This window comes from Streptomyces sp. NPDC004561 (genome assembly GCF_053602155.1).
Window position 1 is genome coordinate 1 of the sequence record NZ_JBSGDB010000295.1, and the last position, 11,498, is coordinate 11,498.

The window sequence follows — 11,498 nt, forward strand, 5'->3', positions numbered from 1 at the left end:
CTCAGCGACCGGGACACCACCCAGGACTGGCAGTCGCTGATCCACCGCGCCCTCACCGCCGGCATCCCCGCACCACGCATCGCCCAACTCACCGGTCTCAACCCACGGGACATCGCCCGCGCCGTCGGCGACTGAACCGCCACGACGCCGACAGCGACGGAACGCAGACGCGGCACCGAGGCTGCCACGGCCGGCTTCCGGGTCCGCTACACACTGTCGTGGAGCCGCGGCCGGAATATCCACGAGCATGAAGAGCCTCCGCCCGGCTAGCATCCGCAGTCGCACTTCTTCCGTCCGCCAGCCGAGGAACCCGCCCATGACGCGTCGTCCGACCGTTTCCATCACGGAGTTCTCCGTTTCCGACCGCGAGGCGGGACCCTATGGAATCACTGCCGGACCAGACGGAGCAGTGTGGTTCACCATGGTCCATCACGGACGGATCGGCCGCATCACACCCGACGGCGACAGCACCTCATACCAACTCGAACCAGCTTCTGGTGGACCGTCCATCATCGCAGCTGGGCCCGACGACGCACTGTGGTTCACCGAGTTCCGCAGCCACCGCATCGGTCGCATCACCACGGGCGGAGACATCACCTCGTTCCCGCTGCCGACTTCGGATGCCGGACCATTCGGGATCGTGGCGGGCCCTGATGACGCGATGTGGTTCACCGAAGCCGGCGCCGACCGCATCGGCCGCATCACGACCGACGGTCATGTCACCGAGTTCCCCCTTCCGATCGCGGGCGCCTTCCCGTCGGCCATAGCCGCCGGCCCGGACGACCGGCTGTGGTTCACGATGAATCAGGCGAACGCGATCGGTGCTGTCGGAAGCGACGGCGTCGTCACCGTCCATTCGCTGCCAACACCTGCCGGCGCCCCGGTCGGCATCACAGCCGGCGCCGATGGCGCACTGTGGTTCGTCGAGATCGGAGCCGGTCAGATCGGACGGATCACGCCGGACGGGAAGATCGACGAGTTCGCCCTGCCCGACCCCGCGTCACGCCCGCACGCCATCGCCGCCGGCGCCGACGGCGACTGCTGGTTCACCGAGTGGGGAGCCAACCGCATCGGACGAATCACCCCCGACGGCCACATCGACGAACACGATCTCCCCACCCCCTCCTCCGAACCCCACGGCATCACCCAAGGCCCGGACGACGCAATGTGGACCGCTCTCGAGATCGGGACGATCGCACGCCTCACCACACACTGATACGGCAGTTGTAGACAGCTGAGGCCGGACTTTCTGATCATGGTCTGGTGTCGGCGTATGCGTGCCATCGGCGGTGGCAGAGGCGGGCGCGGTGTTGGTGGCGGCGGCGCCAGGTGGACCACCACAGCAGGTGCTCGCGGCCTCGTCGGGGCGTTGGAAGGATCAAGGCCCGTAGCAGGCGGAGGAGTTCGTGGCTGCTGAGGGGGACGAGGTCGGCCTCGGCGGGGTCGTTCCGGCCGGTCTGGGCCACGCGTTCGAGGGCGGCGGTGACGGCCAGGAAGGCGTAGGCGAGCAGGGCGGTCACGCTCCAGCGGTGCCAGGAGTTCCAGCAGGTGACCTGGCCTTTGTCGAGGTGGCAGATCTCTTTCGCGTCCTGAAAGTCGTCCTCCACCCGCCGCCTGCGGCACACCAGTGACACCAGCCGCGCCAGTGACACCGGCCCAGTGGCGAAGCAGCAGTAGACGCGCGAGGCGGCGTCGCCGGGCCGATGGTCGTATTCACGGCCAGACGCGGTGCAGCGCCAACGTGCCGTTGATCTGCTCGACCACCACCGCTTGGGCCGCGAGACGAAGCCGTTGCCCTGGTCGTCCGGGTTGTGGCGGACAACCTCGGCGGTGATGTCCGCCAGGCGTTTCCCCCCGACTCCGCCAGTCTGCTGGGCGCGCCATGCCGCCCCGGGCAGCTCATGGCGATCGCCGTCACGTCCACCGAAAATTCACTCAACTCCCGTTTCTATGAAGCAAGTTGGGAAATTGACATCTTTCTCGATTTTGCCGGAAGGACGGGTTGTCGGGAGTGGTGCAGATGGCTACGTTCGGGGATCGTCAGTCAGGAGCAATGTTGTGTGCCTCGGGGGAGGCGAAGGGCGCCGGCACACCATGGCCGCCTTCGTCTGTTCCTCCTGGGCTCACCCGTCCGCACGGCTGCGTGCGTCTCACGGCCGTGCCTTCCGAGGAGACACATGAAACGCAGACGTTTACACGGCTTAACCGGACTGCGCGGGGCCGTGGCCCTGGGGGCCGGGCTCTCGCTCGTGTTCGGCGGCACCGCCGCGGCGAGCATCCCCGCCGGCCAGGAGGTCGGCAAGGCCAAGCCGACGGCGCCCAAGTGCACCTTCGCGCAAGGCGAATGGGCCCGTTGCGTGCGAGTGGTCACGAAGCTGGACCACGCTCCCGCGGTCGGCAGGACAGCGAAGATCTCCATCGACGTCACCGCGCAGGCCGCCCTGTCCGACGCCCGCATCGAGGCGGACCTGCCCGGCACGCTGAGCTGGGTCACCGCCCCCGAAGGGCTCTCGGTGCGACACCTGGACTCGGCGGCCCCGCTACCGGTCGGCCCGCTGGACAGCGCGCAGGGCTCCGTCACTCTCGCCCGCGGCGCGACCCGGCACTTCGAGGGCACGGTGCGTGCCAAGGCGGCCGGAGCCGCTCCGGTGGACGTGCGGGTAAGCGGCACCAAGCGGGACGGCACGGACTCCGGCGCCGCCCGCACGTTCGTCACCGTCGGCCGCACCTCGTCGCAGTCCCTGCTCGGCTACCGGGCACCCGCCAAGGGCATCTCGGGCTCCACGACGGTGCCCGCTGGGGTCACCCCACGACGCGCCACCCCCGAACTGCCGTACAAAAAGGTGGAGTTGGCGAAGAAGGACCAGATCTCCGACGCATCCCGGCACGCCGCGGACAAAAGCAAGAGCGGAACCGTCCACGCGGACACGCTGACCTGCTTCAAGGGCAGCTACAACTACGACTTCCCGGCGGGAACCTCGCACCCGTCCATTAACCTGCAGGTACAGTTGCGCGCCAAGCACTGGTACGGCGACGAGACCCTCAGTACCACGATCACCGACAGCACCGGCCACTACCAGGTCTGCTCCTCCGACGCGGGCGGCGAGGACGACTACATCCGGTTCGTGGCCGAGAACGGACAGTGGTCCGTGCGTAACACGGACGACGACGTGTACCAGTTCGTGAGCCAGACCTTCACGAACGTCGGCGACGGAACGACCACCGACGTCGGGTTCCTGCAGCCGGCCGACGCCAACCTGATGCCGTCGCTGCACATCTTCGACGAGGCGAATGACGCCAAGTCCTGGACGCCGGGCGCCTGTTGGAGCACCCACGACCACGACTGCCGGCAGATCCCCTACAACTGGAGCCCCACCTCGACCAAGGGCACCTTCTACGACACCCACGGCGACAAGCACGTCTACCTGACAGGCCCCGACCCCGACTCGCGCTCCGTGGTCGTCCACGAAACCGGGCACGCCGTGATGGACGACGTCTACGGCGACCACTTCCCGGACTACCCCAACTGCAGCCCGCACTACATCACGGGCACCTCCTCCACCGGCTGTGCCTGGACCGAGGGCTTCGCCGACTGGTACCAGTCGGCCGTCTACCACGACCCGAAGTACGTCGACACCCACAACGGCCTCAACATCGACCTGGAGAACCAGACTTGGGGCACCGCCAATTGGAAGGACGGTGACACCGTGGAGGGCCGGGTCGCGGGCGCACTGAACGACATCGCCGACACCGGCCACGAGAAGTACTGGGACGACTACGGCGAGGGCGCGCCCGGCCACATCTGGGACACGCTCCTGGCCGGCTTCTCCGCCACCTTCCACGACTTCTGGAACCTGCGCGGCCAGAAGGGCTACAACGTCTCCGACCCGGTGCAGGGGAGCCTCTACCAGAACACGATCGACTACGGCTTCCGTGACCCCCTGACCGACAACCAGACGCTGACCAGGCCCGCGCCGAACCCGGCGCAGCAGAATTACCACTACGCGACGAACGTCGTCTTCTGGTCGGTGACCGCGGTGCGGCCGCCTGCGGGCGGGTCGCTCTCCCTGGAGATGTACGGCGACCGCGACCAGAAGCAACTTCTGGCCAAGAGCGCGGACGGCCAGGACGTCGTCGACTTCGTGGCCGTCGATTCCAACCACCGGCCGCTCGGCGAGATCTATCCCCGCGTGGACACGACGGGCAGCAACGGCGAGTACAAGATCCAGCTTTCTCAGGGTGCCCGCCTGATGCAGAACAGCGAGGCCATCGCCATGACCGCCCCCGACAACATCGTGACGGTCCGTGACCTGTGCGTTCCGGCAAACACGAAGGCGACGATCACGGCGACCCCGTCGGACCCGAGCCAGGACGCCGAACTGTTCCTGATGGCGTCGGACCCGGCCCAGTCGAGCACCTGGGTGCAGCCGCGCGCCTTCGCGGCGGCCAAGGCGGGCGGACAGGGCCCGGGCAAGGCCGAGTCGTTCACCTACACCGCATCGGCCGCCGGCTGCTACGGGGTGGTCCTGGTCAACAAGGCGGGTAGCGGGACCTACACCCTCGCCCTGGCCACGTCATAGGTCTGGGGCTGCGGCTGACTCGTTGATCCAGTCAGTGTGATCGGTGCGTACGGAGCGGGAGGCAACCGGTCCGTACGCACCGCAGCCCCACCCGCACGCACGGAAGAGAACAGAACAGAAGAGAGGCGACGAGACGTGGGAACCGGATCGCGGCACGGCACGTCCGAACCAGTGTCCCCACGCTTGCGTACCGCGCCCGGTCTCCTGATCCCGGCTGTGCCGTTGGCCCTACTGCTCACCGGCTGCGGCACGGGTGCCCCGCGAACCGCCGACACCCCCGTGCCACGCGGAGCCGAGACTCTGGTCCTGCGGGCCCAGCACTACCCCAGCTCACCGGCCGCCCCCGGCACACCGCTGCCGGACTTCGCACTGTACGGGGACCGCAGGATCTACACGCCGGGCCCGACCACCGGAGCACTGACGGGAGTTGAGGTCCAGCTTCTCACCGAGCGGGTCGTCGAGCGGCTCTACCGGAGTGCTCTCAAAGCGGGCCTCGACCAGCCGCACACCTACGACAGGGCCGCGCCCGACGCACCAGGTCTTGTCGTCGTCCTCGGCGTCGCGGGACGGAACGTGGTAACCAAGGTCGTCCTGCCCGACGCCGGCGAGAAGGGGCGCCGGGGCGACGTCGCCCGCCTCGCCGCCTTCACTCCGGACCAGCTCCCGGCCGCCGACCGCACGGGCAGTTCCGCCCCGTACGCGTACTCCCGACTCGCCGTGACCGCGGCGGTCTGGGGAACCGGGAAAGCATCCGGCGCCCAGCCGTGGCCACTCAGTCCACTGGCCGACGGAGAGCACGTCAACGGTGGCTCCTGCACGGTGCTCCGTGGCGCCGACCTCGACCGCGCCCGCCATCTGCTGACCTCCGCCCGCCCGGACTCCCTGTGGACGAGCGAAGGCTCGACGTTCCGTCTGCACTTCCGGCCGCTCCTACCCGGCGAACACAACTGCCACGACCTCAAGCTTCCGGGCTGATCCGAGTCGGCAGCGAGTGACACGTCGAACGCCCCGTAAGCTTGTTCCTCGGCAAGTGCGTCGACGGCCGGGGAAACTTTCGGGTCGCCGCGCTCACGGATCCTTCTCCAGGACGTCGTCGCCCAACTGCTCCGCGAGCCGGACCGCGCCCGCCTCTGCCACCGCCGATGGCACGCATACGCCGACACCACACCATGATCAGAAAGTCCGGCATCAGCTATCTACAGCTGCAGTACCTGAGACGGCATATCACTACAGCGACGGCCGTCTCAGGGAGTCCTCGGTACAACTCCGCGCGCCGACTGTGTTGCTGGTTCTCATCGACATCTCCGAGCCCTGCGATCACCATGTGCGACGCAAAACGCCGATAAAGACCGCGGTCAAAGCCCACCGCCCCGGTAAGGGCCGTCTCCCTCAGGAGAGTTCCGGGACCGCGCGGCGATGCGCTCATCGTGGATGAACAACGCGAGGCTCAGCACCAGTACCAAGGCAGGGCCCCAAACGGCACGGATGCCCACGGCGTCCGACAGGACTCCGCCCGCCACCGCACCGACCAGAAAGGCGGCAACGATCACCCCGAACCGACCGGCCCTCCGCGACTGCTCCCGATCCCGGTCGGCAAGCGCCAGATAGGCACTCTCGGTTGCGGTTCGCAGATTCCCGGTCGTCATTGTGGTGCTGTACGGGGTGTCCACCAATTGCCGAAAGGTCGTGACCTGCATCGAGGCCGTGAAGGCCACCAAAATGGTCGCCGCCACATCCGCGGAGCCGGCGGGCATCAGTCCGACGCCTGCGAGCACCACGATCTCCAGGATGAGGACGGCACGAATGGGCCGCCGCACAACCCTCGCCATCCTGGGACGACTGAGCCACCTCGCGAGAACCACGCCCAGAACGAACGCGAGAACCGCCGGTACATGGCGCAGCGTCTGCGCCCAGTTCCCGCGGGCGGCCTCAATACCCAGCAGAACGACGTTCCCGGTCTGCGCGTTGGCGAAGACCCCGCCACGGCTGACAAAGGTGTAGGCGTCCAGCGCCCCGCCGACCAGGGCGAGCAGGACGCCGAGCCGCACGGAACGCGATGTGGGAAGCGGGGACTGACTCGATGCCGGCACGCCGGCCGCCTCCTGTCTGGGATGCCGAGACTCGAATGGTCGTCACTATGTCGGGCCGGCCGGAAATGCAGCCAATCCCTCAAGAACACTGCTCCGTCATATCGCAGACGCGTCAGCGAAGCTATTTTCCCGGGCGCGAAATACCCGCCCTGGAGGAACGGCACGGAACGAATGCCGGAGGGAAACACCAGCGAGGCCGACTGCAACACGGCCGCCGCCGTTTCACGCGGGCAGCCTGATCCAGTGCCAGACATCGGGGCCGTCGTCGTAAGAGCGGAGGTCGAAAACACAGACGGATGGGCGCCCGCATCACTGTATGGTTGCTGTGTTCGTGCTTGATCAGGAGCTGAGGATCAGGGAGGTGAGGTTGATGACCGCGCTCAAGGCCACCGTGCGTAGCGTCCGGGTCTCCCTCACGTCCCGGGCCGTGGCCTGACTCTGCCCGCCCTCGCCGAGAGCGTGAACTCGCGGGGGCAGCCAAGCGAACATCTCCTGAAACGGATCTCCCACAGCCATGGGCAACAACTGGATCACGCGCGCCGAGACCAGCGCCGACATCCCCGCCATCCGCGACATCGTCCGCACGGCCTTCACCACCCCTGCTGAGGCCGACCTCGTCGACGCCCTGCGCGCTGACCCGACGGCCTGGATCGAGGGTCTCTCCCTCGTGTCGGCGGACGAGGCCGGCCGCCCGGTGGGCCACGCGCTGCTGACCCGCTCCCACATCGACAGCACGCCGGCCCTGTGCCTGGCCCCGGTCGCCGTCCGCCCCGAGCACCAGCGAACCGGTGCGGGCACCGCGGCCGTCCGCGCGGCCCTGGCCGCAGCAAGGGCATCGGGCGAACACCATGTGGTCGTCCTCGGGCACCCGTCCTACTACCCCCGCTTCGGGTTCACCCGAGCTTCCGGCCACGGCATCGGCCTGACCATCGACGTCCCGGACGACGCCCTGATGGCACTCGGCCTCGACGCCGACCACCGGCTCCCGAGCGGAACCGTCCACTACGCCGCTCCGTTCGGAATCTGACTCGACCTGCGCCGCATCCGCTCACCCGGTCACGGGGTCGTCCGCCCGCCGGTCTCCACCAGGCCCTCGGTGACCCGAACCTGATGGGCGCGGAACCGGCGCAGGTACGACCGTGCCATCGGGCCCGGCGGAACGCCCCGCGCGAAGACCCGCAATCCCCACAACCGGACGCATCGCCGTGACCCGGATCTGACTTGATTGGATACTTGGCAACACCCCCCGTCACCGGTCAGAATGGTGACGCACCGAGGACGCCATGAGCTCGCCCCAAGACCTAACCATCCCAATCAGCAGTAGAACAGCCATCGACTAGAGGAGACGAACAGTGACGACATCACCCTTTTGACAAGTGACTATGACACTCCCAAGCCCCGTCCCGTCATCACACGAGCCGATACACGCAAATGCGCGGAGGAACTCATGATCAACAGGCGTAGCTTCAGCAAGGTCCTGGGGCTGGGCACGGGCGGGGCGGCCGTTTCACTGGCCAGTCCGCAGGTCGCGTCCGCCGCCGGCCGCGGCGGTTCCGGGGCTCCGGCGTCCTCCAGGGCAACCACACCTGGCACGCACACATCGTTTCCGCAGCTGAAACAGATCAAGGCCGGGCTGCTGAACGTCGGCTACGCCGAACTGGGACCCGCCCACGGCCCCGTGGTCATCTGCCTGCACGGCTGGCCGTTCGACATCCACAGCTACGTCGACGTCGCCCCGCTACTGGCCGAGCGGGGCTACCGAGTGATCGTCCCGTATCTCCGCGGCCACGGCACGACGCGCTTCCTCTCCGACCGGACGTTCCGGAACGCCCAGCAGTCGGCCATCGCCCTCGACATCATCGCGCTGATGGACGCCCTGAAGATCGAGAAGGCCGTCCTGGCCGGCTTCGACTGGGGCTCGCGCACCGCCGACATCATCGCCGCACTCTGGCCCGACCGCTGCAAGGCGCTCGTGACGGTGAGCGGGTGCCTCATCACCAACCTCCGGGCCAACCTCGTACCCCTGGCTCCCAAGGCCGAATACGCCTGGTGGTACCAGTACTACTTCTCCACCGAGCGAGGCCGGCTCGCCATGGAGGACAGGGCACTGCGCCACGATCTGACCAGGCTCGTCTGGGACACCGTCTCCCCGACGTGGGACTTCGACGACGCCACGTTCGAGCGCACCGCGGCCGCCTTCGACAACCCCGACTACGCGGCCATCGTGATCCACAACTACCGCTGGCGGCTGAGCCTCGCCGACGGCGAGTCCCGCTACGACGAACTCGAGAAGCGGCTCGCCGCGCGTCCTGTCATCGGAGTGCCCACCATCACCCTGGACCCGGAGCGGGACCCCTTCACCGTTCCCGGCAACGGAGCCTCGTACCGGGACAGGTTCACAGGCAGGTACGAGCACCGAACCCTGACCGGCATCGGCCACAACCTGCCCCAGGAGGCACCCACCGCCTTCGCCCAGGCCGTCATCGACGCGGACCGCCTCTGACGATGCACCCGGCCGGCCCACCCACCCGCAAGTCACCCCCCTGACAGGTGTCAATCCGAGCCACTTTCGACATCCACTCCCCCTCCGCAGACCGAAGAGTTGCCCGAAGAGCCGATCCGCCGAGACCGAACGGAGTTCGACCATGGAAGACCGAGACACCGCGGACCGCGCCGCAGCCGCACGCCGAGCGCGGTTCGGCAAACTGCCCGAGCGCGTCCGCTTCGAGGACATGACCGAGGCACAGCCGTCCACACCGGACGATCCGACCCGCTACGCCTACGACCCCGAGGGATCATGGACGTCGTTTTCCTGCCTTGCGGCCGACCTGGGCCTGTGAGCCAAATGCCGCGGCCCGAAAGGTGACGAGGCCTGTTCGGCATCGCCGTCACCTGTCAGAATGGTGATGTGAACCTCGACCACGTCTTTGTCTGCGGAAACCCGGCACTCGACTTCGCCGCAACGCTCCGGGCTCGCCGTTCGGCGCGCTTCGAGATGTTCGCGACGCCGGACAGGCTGAACGCATGGTACGTGGAGTCCGGCATCGTCGATGCGGTCTCACCCGGCCAGGAGGCCGACGTCGAGCAGGCGACGACCGTGCGGGAGGCCATCTACCAGCTGGTGACCGCCCGTCGGCTCGGGGAGGAGTACAACGGGGCGGCGCTGACCGTGGTGAACAATGCTGCACGCAAGCCGCCTGCGGTACCGCAGCTCACTCCGTCGGGGCGATGGACCCAGGCAACGCCGCAAGAGGCTCTCTCCACGGTGACTCGCCACGCCATCGAACTCCTGAGCGGGCCGGACGTACCCCTGCTCAAGGAGTGCGGCAACCCGGAGTGCACCCGCACCTACATCGACCGCTCGCGGGGTATGCGCCGGCAGTGGTGCGGGATGGAGTCCTGCGGCAACAAGATCAAAGCAGCCGCGTACCGCGCTCGCAAGAAGACCGCACCCCCGACGGCCCGCTGACCCGCCGAGCCACTGGCCTCGACGACAGCCCAGTTCCTCGCAGACATCCCAGCACGCGCTCCCCGGTGGCTCGGGACCCCGCATCATTGCCTATCTGGACATCCAGGGCGTCGCAGAACGCGTCGTCGCAGTCGTCGGATGCTCCTATGACAACTGGGTGGCGTCATCCACGTTCGCGGAACTTACGTGGCAGCGCATCGGCTCTCTTCACCGACTGAGTCCATCAGTGCTCGACCGGACAGACTCCAGTCGATCTGGCGAGTGGGCGAACGCCGCGAACGCCGCGTCCAGGATCGCCGCGTGACGGCCGGTCAGGATCCAAGAACCGTTTGCGAGAGTCCCTCTCGCGTCCAAGAGGAACCAAATGCACCGGATGGGCGTTCATGACCGTTGAGATCCTGAACCAGAGGAGAGGATGACCTTGGACACCGCGCGAAAGCCCGCGTCTCGGCGCAAAGTGCTCACCTTGGGAGCCGGCGCGGCACTGGCTACTACGTTGCCTGCCGGCGGGAGTGCGTACGCTTCGACGCCTGACGGCAGCAGCGAGATCGTGCGTCGACTGAAGGATCTTGAACACCGGTATTCCGCCCGACTCGGGGTCTACGCCGGCAACACCGGCACCGGCCGGATCGTGCGGTACCGCGCGGACGAGCGTTTCCCCATCTGCTCGGTCTTCAAGACGCTGACTGCCGCGGCTGTGCTGCGCGACCTCGACCGTAACGGGGAGTTCCTCGCCAGGCGCATCCGATACACCGAGAAGGACGTCACGGACTCGGGTTACGCACCGATCACCGGCAAGCCGGAGAACCTTGCCCAGGGCATGACCGTTTCGGAACTCTGCGCCGCCTCGATCTGCTACAGCGACAATGCCGCGGAGAATCTTCTCCTCCGAGAATTGGGAGGACCAAGCGCGGTCACACGGTTCTGCCACTCGATCGGGGACAGGACGACGCGGCTCGATCGGTGGGAGCCCGACCTGAACTCCGCCGAACCGTGGCGTGTCACGGATACCACCAGCCCGAGCGCCATCGGGCAGACCTATGCGCGCCTGGTGCTCGGCACCGCACTCGCACCTGAAGATCGCAAGCGGCTCACCGATTGGCTGCTGGCCAACACCACGGGCGGTGAGAAACTGCGAGCCGGGCTGCCCTCCGACTGGACCGTCGCGGACAAAACGGGGAGCGGGAAGTACGGGACCAGCCACGATGTGGGCATCACCTGGCCCCCAGGACACGCACCCGTCGTCATGACGGTCCTCACGACCAAACACGAGCCCGACGCCCAGTCCGACAACTCTCTGATCGCCGAGACCGCCACACTGCTGGCACGAACGCTGACCTGACCCACGGAGCAGGCAGT

At 67.6% G+C, this 11,498-nt stretch carries 11 protein-coding genes; 9 read left to right on the forward strand and 2 right to left on the reverse strand.

Going from position 1 to position 11,498, the window contains the following annotated elements; translation table 11 throughout:
* Positions 1 to 135 (forward strand): DUF6003 family protein (locus ACWEN3_RS30610; protein ID WP_452977180.1); only part of this gene is annotated, 135 nt, incomplete at its 5' end.
* A 181-nt stretch (positions 136 to 316) separates the two neighbouring features.
* Complete coding sequence (locus tag ACWEN3_RS30615; protein ID WP_452977156.1) at positions 317 to 1,216, forward strand: Vgb family protein; 900 nt, start codon at positions 317 to 319, stop codon at positions 1,214 to 1,216.
* 37 nt (positions 1,217 to 1,253) lie between these two features.
* On the opposite strand, the gene ACWEN3_RS30620 is transcribed toward ACWEN3_RS30615, so the two are convergent.
* The gene (locus tag ACWEN3_RS30620) at positions 1,254 to 1,607 is read right to left on the reverse strand and encodes a hypothetical protein (RefSeq protein ID WP_452977159.1); all 354 of its coding nucleotides are present in this window, start codon (positions 1,605 to 1,607) and stop codon (positions 1,254 to 1,256) included.
* Positions 1,608 to 2,177: 570 nt separating this feature from the next.
* Here ACWEN3_RS30620 and ACWEN3_RS30625 point away from each other — a divergent pair.
* Positions 2,178 to 4,580 carry a hypothetical protein gene (locus tag ACWEN3_RS30625; protein WP_452977161.1) on the forward strand — a complete coding sequence of 801 codons (2,403 nt, stop codon included), beginning with the start codon at positions 2,178 to 2,180 and terminating at the stop codon, positions 4,578 to 4,580.
* 279 nt (positions 4,581 to 4,859) lie between these two features.
* The gene (locus tag ACWEN3_RS30630; RefSeq protein WP_452977163.1) at positions 4,860 to 5,555 is read left to right on the forward strand and encodes a hypothetical protein; all 696 of its coding nucleotides are present in this window, start codon (positions 4,860 to 4,862) and stop codon (positions 5,553 to 5,555) included.
* Between the two features lie 380 nt (positions 5,556 to 5,935).
* Here ACWEN3_RS30630 and ACWEN3_RS30635 read toward each other — a convergent pair whose 3' ends face one another.
* A complete protein-coding gene (locus ACWEN3_RS30635; protein WP_452977166.1) occupies positions 5,936 to 6,628 on the reverse strand; it encodes a YoaK family protein in 693 nt (230 codons plus the stop codon).
* Between the two features lie 556 nt (positions 6,629 to 7,184).
* Between ACWEN3_RS30635 and ACWEN3_RS30640 the strand changes: the two genes are divergently transcribed.
* The 5 genes from ACWEN3_RS30640 (at position 7,185) to bla (ending at position 11,481) form a co-directional block, all read left to right on the forward strand.
* Entirely contained in the window at positions 7,185 to 7,697 is a 513-nt protein-coding gene (locus ACWEN3_RS30640; protein WP_452977168.1) for a GNAT family N-acetyltransferase, read from the forward strand.
* Positions 7,698 to 8,117: 420 nt separating this feature from the next.
* Complete coding sequence (locus ACWEN3_RS30645; RefSeq protein ID WP_452977171.1) at positions 8,118 to 9,173, forward strand: alpha/beta fold hydrolase; 1,056 nt, start codon at positions 8,118 to 8,120, stop codon at positions 9,171 to 9,173.
* Positions 9,174 to 9,315: 142 nt separating this feature from the next.
* Entirely contained in the window at positions 9,316 to 9,510 is a 195-nt protein-coding gene (locus ACWEN3_RS30650) for a hypothetical protein (protein WP_452977174.1), read from the forward strand.
* Between the two features lie 68 nt (positions 9,511 to 9,578).
* On the forward strand, positions 9,579 to 10,139 hold the full coding sequence (locus ACWEN3_RS30655) for a CGNR zinc finger domain-containing protein (protein WP_452977176.1): 561 nt from the start codon (positions 9,579 to 9,581) through the stop codon (positions 10,137 to 10,139).
* A gap of 415 nt (positions 10,140 to 10,554) precedes the next feature.
* Entirely contained in the window at positions 10,555 to 11,481 is a 927-nt protein-coding gene (bla, locus tag ACWEN3_RS30660) for a class A beta-lactamase (RefSeq protein ID WP_452977179.1), read from the forward strand.
* Positions 11,482 to 11,498: the final 17 nt, after the last annotated feature.

Coding starts and splice junctions, on each gene's coding strand:
- ACWEN3_RS30650 (WP_452977174.1), top strand. CDS start 9,316: ATGGAAGACCGAGACACCGCGGACCGCGCCGCAGCCGCACGCCGAGCG.
- bla (WP_452977179.1), top strand. CDS start 10,555: ATGACCTTGGACACCGCGCGAAAGCCCGCGTCTCGGCGCAAAGTGCTC.
- ACWEN3_RS30645 (WP_452977171.1), top strand. CDS start 8,118: ATGATCAACAGGCGTAGCTTCAGCAAGGTCCTGGGGCTGGGCACGGGC.
- ACWEN3_RS30640 (WP_452977168.1), top strand. CDS start 7,185: ATGGGCAACAACTGGATCACGCGCGCCGAGACCAGCGCCGACATCCCC.
- ACWEN3_RS30625 (WP_452977161.1), top strand. CDS start 2,178: ATGAAACGCAGACGTTTACACGGCTTAACCGGACTGCGCGGGGCCGTG.
- ACWEN3_RS30615 (WP_452977156.1), top strand. CDS start 317: ATGACGCGTCGTCCGACCGTTTCCATCACGGAGTTCTCCGTTTCCGAC.